The organism is Aminobacter sp. Piv2-1, assembly GCF_037625995.1.
Taxonomy (GTDB): Bacteria; Pseudomonadota; Alphaproteobacteria; order Rhizobiales; family Rhizobiaceae; genus Aminobacter.
In genome coordinates, this window is the sequence record NZ_JARKMU010000001.1 from 612,901 (window position 1) to 629,839 (window position 16,939).

The window sequence follows — 16,939 nt, forward strand, 5'->3', positions numbered from 1 at the left end:
ACGCCTACTCTTCTCCAAACCGCTCGGGCAGGTGATGCTCGGGCGCGAGGTCGAAGAAGCGGGTGAACTCGCCCTGGAAGCCGAGGCTGACGGTGCCGGTGGGGCCGTGACGCTGCTTGGCGACGATGACCTCGGCCTTGCCGCGCACGTCGTTCATGTTGGCTTCCCACTGCAGGTACTCGTCGGTGCCGGGCTTCGGCTCCTTGTTCTTGAGGTAGTACTCCTCGCGGTAGACGAACAGCACCACGTCGGCGTCCTGCTCGATCGAGCCCGATTCACGCAGGTCGGAGAGTTGCGGGCGCTTGTCGTCGCGGCTTTCGACCTGTCGCGACAGCTGCGACAGCGCGATGATGGGCACGTTGAGTTCCTTGGCCAGTGCCTTCAGGCCGGTGGTGATCTCGGTGATTTCCTGCACGCGGTTCTGCGACGCCTTGGCCGACGAGCCCTGCATGAGCTGGATATAGTCGATGATGATGACGTCGAGGCCGCGCTGGCGTTTGAGCCGGCGCGAGCGGGCGGCGAGCTGGGCGATGGAGATACCACCGGTCGAATCGATGAACAGCGGGATCTTCTGCAGGGTCTGGGTGCAGCCCACCAGCTTCTCGAAGTCGGCTTCGGTGAGGTCGCCTCGGCGGATCTTGGAGGAGGGCACCTCGGCCTGCTCGGAAATGATACGCGTGGCCAGCTGTTCGGACGACATTTCGAGCGAGAAGAAGCCGACGACGCCGCCGTTGGCGGCCTTGAACGAACCGTCGGCCTGCTGGGCCGGCACATAGGCATGGGCGACGTTGAAGGCGATGTTGGTGACGAGCGAGGTCTTGCCCATGCCGGGGCGGCCGGCGAGCACGATCAAGTCGGAGGACTGCAGTCCGCCCATGCGGTTGTCGAGGTCGTGCAGCCCGGTGGCCGTTCCGGAGAGATGGCCGTCGCGCATGTAGGCGGCGCTGGCCATGTCGATGGCGGTCTTGACCGCGTCGGAGAAGCTCTCGAAGCCGCCGTCGTAGCGGCCGGTTTCGGCGAGCTCGAACAGGCGGCGCTCGGCGTCCTCGATCTGCTCGGCCGGCGACATGTCGACCGGCGCGTCATAGGCGACGTTGACCATGTCCTCGCCGACGGTGATCAGCGCGCGGCGGGTGGCGAGGTCGTAGATGGCGCGGCCGTAGTCGGCGGCGTTGATGACGGTGACGGCTTCGGCGGCGAGGCGGGCGAGATAATGGGCGACGGTCATGTCGCCGACCTTCTCTTCGGCCGGAAGGAAGGTCTTGATGGTGACGGGGTTCGCCATCTTGCCCATGCGGATGAGCTCGGACGAGACCTCGTAGATCTTGCGGTGCAGCGGCTCGTAGAAATGCGTCGGCTTGAGGAAGTCGGAGACGCGGTAGAAGGCGTCGTTGTTGACCAGGATCGCACCCAGCAGCGCCTGCTCGGCCTCGATGTTGTTCGGAGCCTCCCGGTAGAGCGGGGTTTCCGCCACTTCGAATTTGCGCGCTGCCTCGGCCAATGTCTTCCCCAATCCGTTTTTGAACACCTCCAGTATCAGAGCTGGCGGTGTGGTCCCCGCTTTGTGCGAGGGGTTCGCTCCATATCCACGCTGTTCACAGCAGCCAAGAAACATCGAGGACGAGGGTTGACGTACATTGCGCTGATTCTAGCTACGCCTGTAAGCCCTATCAAGAACATAAAGGGAACGATCGCATCGCGCAGTGCGAGTGCAATGACTGACATCCCGTACGTGCAAAAGGTGGCACCGACGAACTTCCAGCTTTAGTCGCAAACAGACAGGAACAAAAAGGGAATATCTGCGTGAGTTCTCAATTGGCCAAGAAAAGTCGAAAACTAACATTAGGTAGTTTGTATACAAAGGATGTTGATTTTCCTTGGAGGGTCGGTGATCCTTGCCTTCTCTGGAAGCATTTTCATCGCGATGCGGCACATGGCGATGCTTATGCCGAGGGGTTACCAGGGGCTGAAACGTGCGCTTTCGCGGGCCGGCCTCTCTTGCTTGAGGAGGCACTATGCGACCTTTCTGCCCGGCGCCGGCCCGAATCGGCTGGCTGGCATCCACCGCCATGGCCTTGTTGGCTTCGACGCAGGCAGGCTTCGCCGCCTGCGACCTGACGCCGACGGCCGGCAATAGCACCTATGTCTGCGATAGCGGCACGAGCCCCGGGCTGACCGACGCCGACGGCACCAACACGCTGACCATGCCGGCCGGCGGCACCGGCGCCATCACCGGCGATGTGGTTTTCGGCAACTTGGCCGACCGCGTCGAAGTGCATTCGGGCATGATCGACGGTGCGGTCAATCAATCCGGCGGCAGCGACGTCTTCATCATGACTGGCGGCGTGATCAACTCGCTGAACCAGGGCAGTGCCCTCGACACGGCGACCATCAGCGGCGGCCGCATCATCGGCGAATTCTTCGCCGGCGATTTCGTCACCATGACCGGCGGGCGCATCGGCAACGTCAATCTCGAACAAGCCAACAACGAGATGCGCATGTCGGGCGGTAGCATCGACACGACGATCACGGCGACGGCAGGCAACGATCTCGTCGAGATTTCCGGCACGGCGACGGTCGGTACGTCCATCGAACTGGGCAATGGCAACGACCGCGTGTTCGTCTCCGGAGGGACGATCGGCGGCGAAATCCTGATGTTCAATCCAACCACGTTGATACCGCAGAATCACGGCAACGACTTGGTCGAGGTGACTGGCGGTATCGTCGGTTTCGTCACCGGTGGCGGGGTCCGTTTCGGCCAGGGCAGCGACACGTTCCGCTGGCTCGGCGCCGGCCAGGTCCGCGGCAGCGTGCTGATGGGTGCGGGCAACGACACGGCGCTGCTGGCCGGCCTGAGCGAATCCAGTTTCGGCCCGGGCCAGGTCTTCGACGGCGGCAGCGACGTCGACGTCAACACCGGCCTGAGCGCGGACACGCTGACGTTCGAGAACACCAGTTCGACGACGGCTTCCCGCTACGTGAACTGGGAAACCGTAAACCTGACGCAAGGCTCCGAATTCACGCTCGACGGCGATTTCGTGCTCGGCGACGCGCTTTCGACCACCGGCAGCTTCAACATCGACGCGTCGAGTACGCTGTTCGCCGGCGCCGGGGCCACAGCCATACGCGCGTTCGTCCCCGGCAATGCCGCGACGCTGAGCAATGCCGGCACGGTCGACCTGACCAATGGCGGACCCGGCACGAGCGACACGCTGACGGTGGTCGGCGACTACCTCGGCGCCGGAGGCTTCCTGCGGCTCGACACGGTCGTGGCGGGCGACGGCGCGCCTTCCGACAGGCTGGTCATCGATGGCGGCGATGCATCGGGTACGACGGGCATCGTCATCGTCAACCAGGGCGGGACGGGCCAGCAGACGAACGCCGACGGCATCCTGGTCGTCCAGGCCATCAACGGTGCGACGACCGATGCGGGCGCCTTCAGCCTCGCGAGGCCCGTCGCCTACGGTGCCTACGAGTATCTCCTGTTCCGGGGAGATGCGGCAGGACTTGGCGAAAACTGGTACCTGCGCTCGGAAATCCTCGATCCGACCGACCCGACAGCACCAGGCGAACTCATCATCCGTCCGGAAACGGCGCTCTACTCGGTGATGCCGTCGATGGCGCGCGATGTGGCGCTGTCGACGCTGGGCACGTTCCACGAAAGGCGCGGCGAGCAGGGTTTCCTCGCCGGCGGCGGCGACCCGTCCGTGGCCTGGGGCCGCGTCTTCGGCAGCAGCGTGGACCAGAGCTGGGCCGGCACGGTGTCGCCGTCGCTCGACGGAACGACGTTCGGGCTGCAGGCCGGCCTCGACGTCATCCGTTCCGAAACGGATGCCGGGGCTCGCAATGTCGCCGGTGTCTTCCTCGGCTATGCCGGCCTGGATGGCGATGTGCGAGGCGCCGTGCAGGGCGAGGACGACCTGGCCGCCGGCAAGCTCGACCTCGACGCCTACAGCCTCGGCGGCTATTTCACCCATGTCGGGGCAAGCGGCTGGTATGTCGACGCCGTGCTGATGGGGACGTGGCTTGGGGGCGCTGCCAGAGCCGACCAGGGCATCAGCCTGGATGCCGATGGCAGGGTCATCACCGCCTCGCTGGAGGCCGGCGCACCCATCGCGCTCAACGACCGCTGGACCCTTGAGCCGCAGGCGCAGATCATCTGGCAGGACGTGGCGCTGGACGACGGCAACGACACGCTGTCAGCCATTTCGTTCGACGAGGGTCGCGGCGTGACCGGCCGGGTCGGGGCGCGGCTCGAAGGTGTGTTCGAAACGGACGCCGGCAAGCTGAAGCCTTACCTCAAGGCCAATCTCTGGCACGGCTTCGAAGGCGAGGACGTGACCTATTTCGACGGCGACGCCATTAGTGTCGAGACGGGTGGGACCAAGCTCGAACTCGGCGCTGGCATCACCCATGCCTTCACCGACAAGGTCAGCGCCTTTGCCGTTGCCGACTACACCTTCAATCTCGGCGGCGAGCGCAGCCGCGCCTTCGAGGGCAATCTGGGCCTGCAGGTGAAGTGGTAGGGATTCGGCGCCCGGTTTCGGCCAGGCGCCGATGACAGGCTACGCGCCGCGCGGCGCGAGCAGGATCACCGAGGCGCCGAAGATGCAGATGGCGGCGCCGATCGCGTCCCAGCGGTCGGGGCGCACGCCTTCGGCGATCCATAGCCAGCCGAGCGAAGCGACGATGTAGATGCCGCCATAGGCGGCATAGGCGCGGCCGGCCGCGTCCGACTCCACCAGTGCCAGCAGCCAGGCGAAGGCGACCAGCGCGACCAGTCCCGGCACGAGCCACAACGGCGACTTGTCGAGCCGCCACCAGGCCCAGAAGGAAAAGCAGCCGGCGATCTCGGCAAGCGCTGCGGCGATGTAGATGATATAGGTCATGTGGATAGGCCCGTGCGTGAAGACGGGCCTTTTTCCTATGGAAGAGGAGCCAGGTGCAAGGGCTACTCCTGGTCGGCCACCTTGCGCCTGCGCGGCGGCTTGGCCGCAGGCCCGGCCCGGCGATGCGCCATGTCGTGCATGGCCAGCGCCTTCTCGCACTTGCCGACATAGTCGCGCGTGACCGGCAGCGTGTCGTTGCGGTGCGCGAGCTGGATCTGGAAGACCATGAGGTCCTGCCAGCGGAACGAGGCCTCGGACGCCGCGAGGTAGAACTCCCACATCCGGCAGAAGCGCTCGTCGTAGATCGCCTTGGCCTTGTCGCGGTTGGCGAGGAAGCGCTCGCGCCAGTGCTTCAGCGTCTCGGCGTAGTGCAGGCGCAGAATCTCGACGTCGGTCACCATCAGGCCGGACTTCTCGATCGCGGGCAGGACCTCGGAGAGGGCGGGGATGTAGCCGCCGGGGAAGATGTACTTGCGGATGAAGGCGCTGGTGGCCGCGGGTGGGCCGGCGCGGCCGATCGAATGCAGCACCATCACGCCGTCGGGTTTCAGCCGTTTCGCCACGGCGTCGAAGAAGGTGCGGTAGTGGTTGACGCCGACATGCTCGAACATGCCCACCGAGACGATGCGGTCGAAGCGTTCGACGAGGTCGCGGTAGTCCTTGAGCTCGAAATGGACCTGGTTCTCGAGCCCTTCCGCCTGGGCGCGCTCGGTCGCGACCGCGTGCTGCTCGGTCGACAGCGTGACGCCCAGCACCTGTACGTCGAAGGACTTGGCGAGATAGATCCCGAGGCCGCCCCAGCCCGAACCGATGTCGAGCACCGACTGGCCGGGCCTGAGCCGCATCTTGGCTGCGATGTGCGCCTTCTTGGCGAGTTGCGCCTCCTCCAGCGTCATCTCCGGCTCGGCGAAGTAGGCGCAGGAATATTGCATGTCGCGATCGAGGAAGAGGCGGTAGATGTCTCCCGACAGGTCGTAGTGGCGCTCGACGTTGCGCCTGGAGCGCGCCGCCGTGTTGACCTGGTGGAAGCGGCGGAAGGCCACGCGCAGCCCTTCGATGGCGCGCGTCCAGGCCGCGTCGATGGTACCGTTGCCGAGATTCTGGAAGGCGATCCGCATCAGCCCAAGCACATCGCCTTTGACGATGTCCATCTCGCCGTCCATGAAACTTTCGGGCACCGCCAGCATGGGATCGAAGGTGATGGCGCGTTCCGCGCGCCGCGTCTTGATGAGCATGTGGACCGGTTCGCCGCTGCCGTCGCCGAAGCGGTGGGCGGTGCCGTCCGGACCGGTGACGGTCAGGTCGCCGACGCGCACGAGCCTTCCTAGGATACGCTGCAGCAACACGTTCATGGGCAGTGCTCGCGATCTGTCAGTCGTGTAGACCAATCCTGTTCAATCGCGGTCGCGTTGGCAAGTTCCACCTGGCACAAAAAAGCCCGGGCGTTTCCACCCGGGCTTGATCCAGAAATTCTGGAGAGGGAGAGGCTTAGGCCTCTTCTTCTTCCTCGGCGTTCGGATCGAAGAAGCTGTCCGGACGGGCGTTCTCGTTGATGTCGTCGCCGTAGATGGCCTCGGCGGTGGTCAGCGTCTCGCCCTTCGACTGGCGCTCGGCTTCGTCGGCCGTGCGGGCGATGTTGAGGGTGATGGTGACCTCGACCTCGGCGTGCAGCGCGATCGCCACGTTGGTCAGGCCGATGGTCTTGATCGGCTGGTTCAGCTCGACCTGGTTGCGGGCAACCGTGAAGCCTTCGGCGATCAGGATGTCGGCGATGTCGCGGGTCGAGACCGAACCGTAGAGCTGGCCGGTTTCGCCAGCCGAGCGGACGACCACGAAGCTCTTGCCGTCGAGCTTGTCGGCGACCTGCTGGGCTTCCGACTTGCGCTCGAGGTTGCGGGCTTCGAGCTGGGCGCGCTGGCCTTCGAACTTCTTCTTGTTGGCTTCGTTGGCGCGGAGCGCCTTGCCCTTGGGCAGGAGGTAGTTACGGGCAAAGCCGTCCTTGACCTTGACGGTGTCGCCCATCTGGCCGAGGCGGGAAATGCGTTCGAGGAGAATGACGTCCATTGTCCTTGTCCTTTCGTTGGCTGCAAAGGCAGCGAATTCGGTTCAACGGGCAAGGAAGCAATCGGGGCGCATGTAGCGCCGGTTTTCGCTGTCCTGCCTGTCGCGGCAGTTAGGACTTCCGCGGAAATCCAACCCGGGATTTGAGGCTCACCCGACCGCGCCCGTCGCGGCGGGAGTTTCCGGCCCGGGGCGGAAGCCGCCGGGCCGGAACGAATGTCACTTCACCACGTAGGGCAGCAGGCCGAGGAAGCGGGCGCGCTTGATCGCCTGGGCGAGTTCACGCTGCTTCTTCTGGCTGACGGCGGTGATGCGCGACGGCACGATCTTGCCGCGCTCGGAGATGTAGCGCTGCAGCAGACGCACGTCCTTGTAGTCGATCTTCGGAGCGTTGGCGCCGGAGAACGGGCAGGTCTTGCGACGGCGGTGGAACGGACGACGGGTCGGGATCTGATTGATGTCGACCATTATTCTGCACCCCCTTCAACACCTTCGCGCGGACGGCGCGGGCCACGATCGCCACCGCCATCGCGGTCGCCGAAGCTGCGCGGACCACGGTCGCCGCGGTCGCGGTCGCCGAAGCGCGGACGGTCGCCGAAGCCGCCGCGTTCACCACGCTCGGAGCGCTCTTCGCGCTTCTGCATCATGGCGGACACGCCTTCCTCATGCGCCTCGACCTTGACGGTCATGAAGCGCAGGATGTCTTCCGACAGGCCCTGCTGGCGCTCGACTTCCTTGACGGCAGCCGACGGCGCGGTGATGTCCATGAGCGTGTAGTACGCCTTGCGGTTCTTGTTGATGCGGTAGGTGAGGGACTTCAGTCCCCAGTTCTCAACCCGGCCAACCGACCCGCCGGCTGCAGTGATGATGCCCTTGTAGTGTTCGACAAGCGCATCGACCTGCTGCTGCGAGAGGTCCTGACGGGCAAGAAACACATGTTCGTAAAGAGCCATAGTTCTTTGCCTTTCTTCGTTTCCATCTTCCGGTCCCGGCGGCTAGAGCCTCTGCGACCTCCCTGACCCTTCGAGGGCCTTGCGGCCTCCTCAGGGGAAGAAAGGAGCACGACGAGACGGTCGAGAGCGGAGACACGGGAGGCGGAAGCGTTTTCGCTTCGCACGAAGGCTCTTGCAAACCTCCGGCCCTCCGTTCAGCCCCCAGCTGGGACCGGCAGATGGCGGGCGTCTACAGGCATAGAGCCCAAAAGGCAAGGGCAGCAGTGAATTTCTCGCCGAATCCGGCGCCTTTCGGTCGGATCGGGTTCAGCCGAACGCCTCGTCGTGCAGGAGCAGCGGCGAGTGGATGCGGTTGGCCACGACCTTGTCGATCGTTTCGGGGAAGAATTCCTTGGCGCCCCGGCGCTTGCCGAACATCATGTCGTACTGCAGCCAGCGGAAATCGCGGATCATCGGGTCGATTTCCTTCTCGCGCGACCAGTCGAACTGGGTCGCGCCGAGCCGCGGCAAGAGCACGTTGCGGTCGACGACGCGGAAACGCTCATGCACCCGGCCGAGGAAGCCCGTGTAGTAGGGATGGCTGATGCCGGCGGTCTCGAGCACATGCAGCGGCAGGAAGGCCGGGCTGATCGATCCGAGATCGCGCACCGGGCCAGTGCGGTTCGACCACACGACCAGCGGCGTCTCGTGCTGCACCAGCATGTCGTTTATCGGCGCCTTGCGCTTGGCCACCGGCTCTTTCATGAAGCCGGTCTCGACATAGACCGCCCCGAGCGGTGGCAGGTGGTCGCCGAAGAAGGCGATGACGGTCGGGCGCTTGCGCTTGGCCGCCCAGTCCATCAGGCGCTGCAGGCCGCGGTCGGCGTCCGAGGCGCCTTCGGTATAGGTCAGGGTCGAATCGCGCGTCCATTGCGACGTCGGCGCATCGACCTTGTGGGTCGCGTCGGCGTAGCGGTTGGGCTCGTAGGGGCCATGGCTCTGCAGGCTGACGGCGAAATAGAAGAACGGATGCTTGGTGGCATCGGCCTGGCGGATAATCTCCTCGGTCAGCGCCGCGTCCGAAGCCAGCGGCCCGCGCTTTGCGAGCGTCGGCATGTTTTCCTCGGACATGAAGCGGTCGAAGCCGAAGGCCTTGTAGACCGGGGCGCGATTCCAGAACCAGCCCGCGAATGGATGGATGGCGCGCGTCTCGTAGCCTTCGCTGCGCAGGAAGGTGGCGAGCGACGGTACCGGCGCGCGGACATATTGCTGGTAGGGGATGCTGCCGGTGGGCAGGAAGGCGTTGGAGAAGCCGGTCAGCGCCTCGAACTCGACATTGGCGGTCATGCCGCCGAATTCGGGCGAGAACACGTTGCCGGACTGCGCGGCGCGCACGCTGGGGATCGGGTCGGGCGTGATGGAGACGTTCGGCAGCCGGGTCGGGTCCCAGAAGGATTCGCTCATCACCACGATGATGTCGGGCTTCTCCTCGGGCAGCGAGGCGACCACGTCGGTGCGGGCGATCGCGTCGATCGCCTTGGCGGAATAGCCGTGCGGGGCGTTGACCTTGGCCATCGGCACGTTCAGCGCGAATGCGATGGCGAAGCCGTTGGAGTTGTAGTTCTCCTTCTGGTCCCACATCATCGGGATGATCTGCAGGCGGTCGCGCGTCCACGAGAACGTCGCGTAATCCATGATCGAGACGAAGAAGGCGAGTGCCGGAATGGCGATGGCCAGCCGCGAGATGCGCGCCCAGAAGGACAGCGCCGGCATGCGGCGGCGCCAGTAGTGCCAGGCGAACACCAGAAGCGAGATGCCGGCGACGATGCCGACGGCGATGCCGATGCCGGTCAGCGGCCGTTCGCGCACCAGGAGCGGCATCAACTCGACGATCTGCCGGGCATAGAGGAAATCGGTCGGGTAGAGCGGGTCGCCGAGATAGAGCGACTTCTGGTGGCCGATGAAGGCCAAGAGCAGAGCCAGCGGGGCGACGATCAGCAGGCCGTTGTGCGGCCGGCCGAGCAGGGCGTCGAGACCGACGAGCAGGAGGGCGAAGAGCGCGACAGTGGTCCAGCTCGGCTTGAAGGGCTGCTGGAAGAACTGCAGCGTGTCGACGAAGGAGCCGCGGGCGATGAGTTCGATGGCGAAAACCAGAACCGCCGAGACGGTGAGCGTCACCATCACCGAGCGCAGCACGCCCAGCGCATAGGTGCGCCGGCCGAGCGCTGTCTGCTCCGCGTCGTCAGCGCCCTTTACGGCTTTGTCGACCACACTTCCCAACTCGAACTTCCCCAGTTTCATGACGGCGCAAGATGCAGACGTCACCTGAACGTCACCTGAACGTCATCAAACTGTCATGCAGAAGCTAGGGCTTATGGCAAAATTGAGAAGCGTTGGCCAACAATTCGTGTTTCGGCTTAATCATGCGTGATTGTCGACCCGTTTCGACCCGAGGGCCGCTAAAGGCTTGACTTGACAGGGCGCATTGCGCCAGAGCCACAAATTCCGGAGCGGTGCGCGCCAAGATGCGCAACTGCGCTCCCAGAGATGTCTGTGCGTCGTCGATGCGCTAGAAGCCAGGAGACAGAGAATGGCCATCGCTTTTACTTTCCCGGGGCAGGGCAGCCAGGCCGTGGGCATGGGCAAGGAACTGGCCGATGCCTTCCCGGAAGCGCGCCGCGTCTTCGAGGAAGTGGACGACGCGCTCGGCGAGAAGCTGTCGAAGCTGATCTGGGAAGGCCCGGAGGAGACGCTGACGCTTACGGCCAACGCCCAGCCGGCGCTGATGGCAGTGTCGATTGCTGCCCTGCGCGCGCTCGAGGCGCGCGGCCTCTCGCTCAAGGACAAGGTTGCTTACGTCGCCGGCCACTCGCTCGGCGAATACTCTGCGCTCGCCGCGGCGGGCTTCGTGTCGGTGGCCGATGCGGCGCGTCTGCTGCGCATCCGCGGCGACGCCATGCAGGCGGCAGTGCCGGCCGGGCAGGGCGCCATGGCGGCGATCATCGGCCTCGAGCAGCCCGACGTCGATGCGGCCTGCGCCGAGGCGGCCGAGGGTTCGGTGTGCCAGATCGCCAACGACAATGGCGGCGGCCAGCTCGTCATCTCCGGCGAGAAGGCGGCGGTCGAGCGCGCCGCCAAGCTCTGCACCGACAAGGGCGCCAAGCGAGCGCTCATGCTGCAGGTCTCCGCCCCCTTCCATTCGGCACTGATGGCGCCGGCGGCCGAGCGCATGCGCGAGGCGCTTGGCGCGGTGAAGAAGAACGTGCCGGTGGTGCCGGTCGTGGCCAACGTCACGGTCCAGCCGATCACCGACCCGGAAGAGATCGCCCTCCGCCTCGTCGAGCAGGTCACCGGCCGTGTCCGCTGGCGCGAGACAGTGGAGTGGTTCGGCAACAACGGCGTCACCACCCTCTACGAAGTGGGCGCCGGCAAGGTGCTGTCGGGCCTCGCCCGCCGCATCAACAAGGAAATCGCGACGGCCGCGGTCAACAACCCGGCCGACGTCGACGCGGCGATTGCAGCGCTTGCCTGAAATCAATGACCCCACCCGTGTGAAGGGTGTGCTTACAAGGGGATTGGAAAAATGCTCGACCTGACCGGCCGCAAGGCACTCGTCACCGGCGCTTCTGGTGGCATCGGCGAGGAAATCGCCCGCATCCTGCACAAGCAGGGCGCCATCGTCGGCCTGCACGGCACACGCGTCGAGAAGCTCGAGGCGCTGGCCAGCGAGCTCGGCGAGCGGGTAAAGCTGTTCCCGGCCAACCTCGCCGACCGCGACGAGGTCAAGGCGCTGGGCCAGAAGGCCGAGGCCGAGCTCGAAGGCGTCGACATCCTGGTCAACAATGCCGGCATCACCAAGGACGGCCTGTTCGTGCGCATGTCGGACGCCGACTGGGACCAGGTCATCGAGATCAACCTGACGGCGATGTTCCGGCTTACCCGGGAACTGACGCATCCGATGATGCGCCGCCGCCATGGCCGCATCATCAACATCACCTCGGTGGTGGGCGTGACCGGCAACCCAGGCCAGACCAACTACTGTGCCTCCAAGGCCGGCATGATCGGCTTCTCCAAGTCGCTGGCGCAGGAGATCGCGACCCGCAACATCACCGTCAACTGCGTCGCGCCGGGCTTCATCGAATCGGCGATGACCGAAAAGCTCAACGACAAGCAGAAGGAGGCGATCATGGCCGCCATCCCTGCCAAGCGCATGGGCACCGGCAAGGAGGTCGCTTCGGCGGTCGCCTATCTCGCTTCCGACGAGGCCGCCTACGTCACCGGCCAGACGATCCATGTCAACGGCGGCATGGCGATGATCTGACGAGCTGGGCCCTTTTCAGGCCGTCATGCGGCCCGAAAGGGCGAAAGAAGCGGCGATAGGCCGGGAAAACCGGCCTTTTGGCCCTTGGATGCGGTAAAGATTTCGTGTAATGGCGCGCCGCATCAGGTGGCTGGACCGCTAGTCGGCCGCTGCCAGAGCGCTTTGGGAAAGCGTAGAATTGAACTTGATTAGCGGCATTCCGCCCGCTAACGAAGACCTGACAAACACCAGACTGAGGATGCCCACATGAGTGACACCGCAGAGCGCGTCAAGAAGATCGTTGTCGAACATCTTGGCGTCGACGCCGACAAGGTGACGGAAGCTGCAAGCTTCATCGACGACCTGGGCGCGGACAGCCTCGACACGGTCGAGCTCGTTATGGCGTTCGAAGAAGAGTTCGGCGTCGAGATCCCCGATGACGCGGCCGAGACCATCCTCACGGTCGGCGACGCCGTGAAGTACATCGACAAGGCTTCGGCCTAAGCGATTGCAGACTTGTCAGGGATGCCTGCGATGAGGCGTGTGGTCGTCACGGGCCTAGGCCTGCTTTCGCCGTTCGGCATGGGCTACGAGCACGGCTGGAAAGAGCTTCTTTCCGGCCGGAGCGCCGCGAGGCGCATCACGGAGTTCGAGGTCGAAGACCTCCCCTGCAAGATTGCCAACGTCATCCCGCGCGGTGACGGCAGCAACGGTACCTTCAATCCCGAAGCGTTCCTGGAACCCAAGGAACTGCGCAAGATCGGCGACTTCATCCTGTACGGGATCGCGGCTGCCGACGAGGCGTTGAAGGACTCGGGCTGGGCGCCCAAGACGCCGGAAGAGCAGAACGCGACCGGCGTCATGATCGGCTCGGGCATCGGCGGCATCGACGGCATAGCCGAGAATGCCCTGATCCTTCGGGAGCGCGGCCCGCGCCGCATCAGCCCCTTCTTCATTCCCGGCCAGATCATCAACCTGGTTTCCGGGCAGGTTTCGATCCGGCACGGCCTCAAGGGGCCGAACCATGCCGTGGTCACCGCCTGCTCGACCGGCGCGCACGCCATCGGCGATGCGGCCCGCCTGATCATGTTCGGCGACGCCGACGTCATGTTGGCCGGCGGCGCCGAGGCGCCCGTGACGCGTCTTTCGCTGGCCGGCTTCGCCGCCTGCAAGGCGCTTTCGACCGATCGCAACGACGAGCCCGAGAAGGCTTCGCGCCCCTATGACCGCGATCGCGACGGCTTCGTCATGGGCGAGGGTGCTGGCGTCGTGGTTCTCGAGGAACTCGAGCACGCCAAGGCGCGCGGCGCAAAGATCTACGCCGAGGTGGTCGGCTACGGCCTGACCGGCGATGCCCATCACATCACGGCTCCGGCAGAGGATGGCGACGGCGCGCTCCGCTGTATGACCGCCGCGCTCAAGCGCGCCAACCTCACGCCCGCCGACATCGACTACATCAACGCCCACGGCACCTCGACCATGGCCGACACGATCGAGCTTGGTGCTGTTGAGCGCCTGGTCGGCAATGCCGCGTCCAAGGTGTCGATGTCCTCGACCAAGTCGTCGATCGGCCATTTACTGGGTGCAGCGGGCGCGGCCGAGGCGATCTTCTCGATCCTGGCGATGCGCGACAATATCGCGCCTGCGACGATCAACCTGGACAATCCCGAGCGCGAGACGGCCATCGACCTGGTGCCGAACAAGCCGCGCTCCCGGCAGATCGACGTGGCGCTGTCGAACTCGTTCGGCTTCGGCGGCACCAACGCTTCGCTGGTCTTCCAGCGCTACAACGGCTGAGGCCTGTGGGAAGGCGGCCGGAGCGGCCCCCTTCGCCGTGATTTTTGCCATATTCCGCCCTAGTCTCCCGGCGGGGATTCGCAAGAGGGAGTGGCGAGGCAGATGAGCATGAATACGCCAGGCATGGGTGAGGGCGCGCCGCGCGCCGCGCCGTCAAGTCCGATCGTTCCGAAGACGGCCCAGGAAGCGCTGCGCCCGGAAACCGGCACGCCGCCACCGAGGCGCTCACGCGCCTCGCGCAGCCAGATCATCGTGTTCATGAACTTCGTGGTCTCGTCGGTCATGCTGCTGATCGTGGGGGCCGGCGCCGCGCTCTATTTCGGCAAGCAGGAATTCAGCGGCCAGGGACCTTCGACCGTGGCGACGACCTTCATGGTCAGGCCGAGCACGGGCGTGGCCGACATCGCCGACCAGCTCGAGCGCCGCGGCCTGATCAGCGACGCGCGCATCTTCCGGCTGGGCGTGCGCGCCTACGGCAACGACGGCGCCCTGAAGGCAGGCGAATACGAGATCCAGGCCGGCGCCTCGATGCGCGACATCATGGATCTCCTGAAGAGCGGCAAGTCGATGCTCTATTCGCTCACCATTCCCGAAGGGCTGACGGTCGAGCAGGCCTGGCAGCGCATCGCCGAGCAGGAGGCGCTGACGGGCGACATGCCTACGCAGATGCCGGAGGAGGGCACGCTCGCCGCCGACACCCAGCGCTTCACGCGCGGCGCATCGCGCGAGCAGATCGTCAAGAAGATGCTGGCCGACCAGAAGGAACTGGTGGAAAGCATCTGGGCCCGCCGCGCGCCCGACCTGCCCATCGCCGACGTCAACGAGTTCGTGACCCTGGCCTCGATCGTCGAAAAGGAAACCGCCCGCGGCGACGAGCGCTCGCGCGTTGCGGCCGTGTTCATCAACCGCCTCAACAAGGGCATGCGGCTGCAGTCGGATCCGACGATCATCTACGGCATCTTCGGCGGCAAGGGCAAACCGGCCGACCGCCCGATCTACCGCTCCGACATCGACAAGCCGACGCCCTACAACACCTATACGATCAAGGGCCTGCCGCCGACGCCGATCGCCAATCCCGGCCGCGCCTCGCTCGAGGCCGTCGCCAACCCGTCCAAGACGGACGATCTCTATTTCGTCGCCGACGGCACCGGCGGCCACGTCTTCGCCGCGACGCTCGAAGAGCACAACCAGAACGTCGCCCGCTGGCGGGCGTTCCAGCGCAACATCGTCGAGGACGAGAAGGCGGATGACGCGGCCAAGAAGGACGGCACCACGACCAATGCCGTCAAGAAGAACTAGGCCGCAGGCTGTGGGCGGGCTGTCGACATGATCCTGCAAAGCATGACGGGTTTCGCGCGCGCGGCGGCGGAGCATGATGGCACGGCCATCGCCTGGGAGGTGAAGTCGGTCAACGGCAAGAGCGCCGAGGTGCGCCTGCGGCTGCCGCAAGGCTACGAGCGGCTCGAGGCGGCGGTACGGCAAGCGGTCCAGAAGCGGTTCTCGCGCGGCAATTTCCAGGCCACGCTGACAGTTGGCCGGACCGGCGGCGCGATGGTCCAGCCGGTCATCAACGAGGCGTTCCTGCGCGACGTCGCCGAACTTGCCAATCGCCTGGTCGAGCAGTTTGGCGCAGCTCCTGCGACCGCCGATGGCCTGCTTGCGCTGCGCGGCGTCTTCGACGTGCCGGAAGCGGTCGAAACCGAGGAGGAGCGTGCGGCGATCGACGCGGCGATCCTTGCCTGTCTCGACGCGTCCCTGGCCGGTCTCGAACAGGCGCGCAGCAGCGAGGGCGAGGCCTTGCGGGCCCTGCTGTCAGGCCATGTCGCCGCCGTCGAAAAGCTCACGCTCAGGGCCGAGGCGGATCCGTCGCGCGAGCCTGCGGCGATCCGCCAGCGTCTCGCCGACCAGGTGCGGCTGCTGCTCGACGCCTCGTCGGCGCTCGACGAAGCACGGCTGAACATGGAGGCGGCTTTTCTTGCGACCAAGGCCGACATCCGGGAGGAGATCGACCGGCTGAAGACCCATGTCGCCTCGGCGCGCGGCCTGCTCGCCGGGGGCGGCGCAATCGGGCGCAAGCTCGATTTTCTGGCGCAGGAATTCAATCGCGAATCGAATACTCTATGTTCGAAGTCGAACGCCGCCGCGGTGACCGCCATCGGGCTGGAACTGAAGGCCGTGGTCGACCAGTTTCGCGAGCAGGTTCAGAATTTGGAGTAGCGCGCATGAGCGCAGAAAACCCCTCGAACGCCATCAGGCGGCGCGGCCTGATGCTCGTCCTGTCGTCGCCTTCGGGAGCGGGCAAGTCGACGATCGCGCGCAACCTGCTGGAGAGCGATCCCGGTCTCGAACTGTCGGTTAGCGTGACGACGCGCGCCCGCCGCGGTAGCGAGATCGACGGCATCCATTATCATTTCCGCTCGATGCGCGACTTCGAGCGGCTGCGCGATTCGGATGCGCTGCTGGAATGGGCCGAGGTGCACGGCAACTATTACGCCACCCCGCGCGAGCCGGCGGAACTGGCCATGGCGCAGGGGCGCGACATGCTGTTCGACATCGACTGGCAGGGCGCCGAACAGCTCAAGGAGAAGATGCGCGCCGACATCGTGTCGATCTTCATCCTGCCGCCGTCGATGACCGAGCTGAAGGCACGCCTGCGCCGCCGCGCCGAGGACCAGGATTCGGTGATCGAGACCAGGCTGCACAACGCCCGCGTCGAACTGGAGCACTGGCGCGACTACGACTACGTCGTCGTCAACGACGACCTCGACAAGGCCTTCGCCTCGGTCAAGGCGATCGTCACTGCCGAGCGGCTGCGCCGCGACCGCCGGCCGGGCCTGTTCGACTTCGTGTCCAAGCTGCTCGACGAGAAGGTCTGAGGCGGCGGCCGGCAGCGTCGGGTTGAGGTTGATTTCGTTCTGAGCCGGCCTTTTTACCCCCACCCCTCACCCTCCCCACAAGGG

At 65.4% G+C, this 16,939-nt stretch carries 15 protein-coding genes; 8 read left to right on the forward strand and 7 right to left on the reverse strand.

Annotation, left to right across the window (positions count from 1 at the left end):
• Positions 1-4 precede the first annotated feature (4 nt).
• Entirely contained in the window at positions 5-1,501 is a 1,497-nt protein-coding gene (locus AmiPiv_RS02945) for a replicative DNA helicase (RefSeq protein ID WP_340035745.1), read from the reverse strand.
• Positions 1,502-2,069: 568 nt separating this feature from the next.
• Here AmiPiv_RS02945 and AmiPiv_RS02950 point away from each other — a divergent pair.
• A complete protein-coding gene (locus AmiPiv_RS02950; protein ID WP_340035746.1) occupies positions 2,070-4,526 on the forward strand; it encodes an autotransporter family protein in 2,457 nt (818 codons plus the stop codon).
• Between the two features lie 39 nt (positions 4,527-4,565).
• On the opposite strand, the gene AmiPiv_RS02955 is transcribed toward AmiPiv_RS02950, so the two are convergent.
• The 6 genes from AmiPiv_RS02955 to AmiPiv_RS02980 all read right to left on the reverse strand — a co-directional run bounded on the left by AmiPiv_RS02955 (position 4,566) and on the right by AmiPiv_RS02980 (position 10,183).
• On the reverse strand, positions 4,566-4,889 hold the full coding sequence (locus AmiPiv_RS02955; RefSeq protein ID WP_340035747.1) for a YnfA family protein: 324 nt from the start codon (positions 4,887-4,889) through the stop codon (positions 4,566-4,568).
• A gap of 62 nt (positions 4,890-4,951) precedes the next feature.
• Complete coding sequence (locus AmiPiv_RS02960; RefSeq protein ID WP_340035748.1) at positions 4,952-6,241, reverse strand: cyclopropane-fatty-acyl-phospholipid synthase family protein; 1,290 nt, start codon at positions 6,239-6,241, stop codon at positions 4,952-4,954.
• 136 nt (positions 6,242-6,377) lie between these two features.
• Entirely contained in the window at positions 6,378-6,953 is a 576-nt protein-coding gene (gene rplI, locus AmiPiv_RS02965) for a 50S ribosomal protein L9 (protein ID WP_340035749.1), read from the reverse strand.
• A 216-nt stretch (positions 6,954-7,169) separates the two neighbouring features.
• Positions 7,170-7,418 carry a 30S ribosomal protein S18 gene (gene rpsR / locus AmiPiv_RS02970; protein ID WP_018427106.1) on the reverse strand — a complete coding sequence of 83 codons (249 nt, stop codon included), beginning with the start codon at positions 7,416-7,418 and terminating at the stop codon, positions 7,170-7,172.
• On the reverse strand, positions 7,418-7,903 hold the full coding sequence (gene rpsF / locus AmiPiv_RS02975; RefSeq protein WP_340035750.1) for a 30S ribosomal protein S6: 486 nt from the start codon (positions 7,901-7,903) through the stop codon (positions 7,418-7,420). Before rpsF ends, rpsR begins: the two co-directional genes overlap by 1 nt.
• Before the next feature lie 306 nt (positions 7,904-8,209).
• On the reverse strand, positions 8,210-10,183 hold the full coding sequence (locus tag AmiPiv_RS02980; protein WP_445206893.1) for an LTA synthase family protein: 1,974 nt from the start codon (positions 10,181-10,183) through the stop codon (positions 8,210-8,212).
• Between the two features lie 289 nt (positions 10,184-10,472).
• Between AmiPiv_RS02980 and fabD the strand changes: the two genes are divergently transcribed.
• From fabD to gmk, 7 genes are all read left to right on the forward strand, one after another.
• Entirely contained in the window at positions 10,473-11,414 is a 942-nt protein-coding gene (fabD, locus tag AmiPiv_RS02985; protein WP_340035751.1) for an ACP S-malonyltransferase, read from the forward strand.
• 51 nt (positions 11,415-11,465) lie between these two features.
• Positions 11,466-12,203 (forward strand): 3-oxoacyl-[acyl-carrier-protein] reductase, encoded by a 738-nt coding sequence (gene fabG / locus AmiPiv_RS02990; protein WP_340035752.1) that lies wholly within the window; start codon positions 11,466-11,468, stop codon positions 12,201-12,203.
• A 246-nt stretch (positions 12,204-12,449) separates the two neighbouring features.
• Positions 12,450-12,686 (forward strand): acyl carrier protein, encoded by a 237-nt coding sequence (locus tag AmiPiv_RS02995; RefSeq protein ID WP_018427111.1) that lies wholly within the window; start codon positions 12,450-12,452, stop codon positions 12,684-12,686.
• Between the two features lie 30 nt (positions 12,687-12,716).
• Positions 12,717-13,979 carry a beta-ketoacyl-ACP synthase II gene (gene fabF / locus AmiPiv_RS03000; RefSeq protein WP_340035753.1) on the forward strand — a complete coding sequence of 421 codons (1,263 nt, stop codon included), beginning with the start codon at positions 12,717-12,719 and terminating at the stop codon, positions 13,977-13,979.
• 102 nt (positions 13,980-14,081) lie between these two features.
• Entirely contained in the window at positions 14,082-15,278 is a 1,197-nt protein-coding gene (mltG, locus tag AmiPiv_RS03005; RefSeq protein WP_340035754.1) for an endolytic transglycosylase MltG, read from the forward strand.
• Between the two features lie 27 nt (positions 15,279-15,305).
• The gene (locus tag AmiPiv_RS03010; protein ID WP_340035755.1) at positions 15,306-16,196 is read left to right on the forward strand and encodes a YicC/YloC family endoribonuclease; all 891 of its coding nucleotides are present in this window, start codon (positions 15,306-15,308) and stop codon (positions 16,194-16,196) included.
• Between the two features lie 5 nt (positions 16,197-16,201).
• Positions 16,202-16,855, forward strand: a complete 654-nt coding sequence (gene gmk, locus AmiPiv_RS03015; protein WP_340035756.1) for a guanylate kinase — start codon at positions 16,202-16,204, stop codon at positions 16,853-16,855.
• Positions 16,856-16,939: the final 84 nt, after the last annotated feature.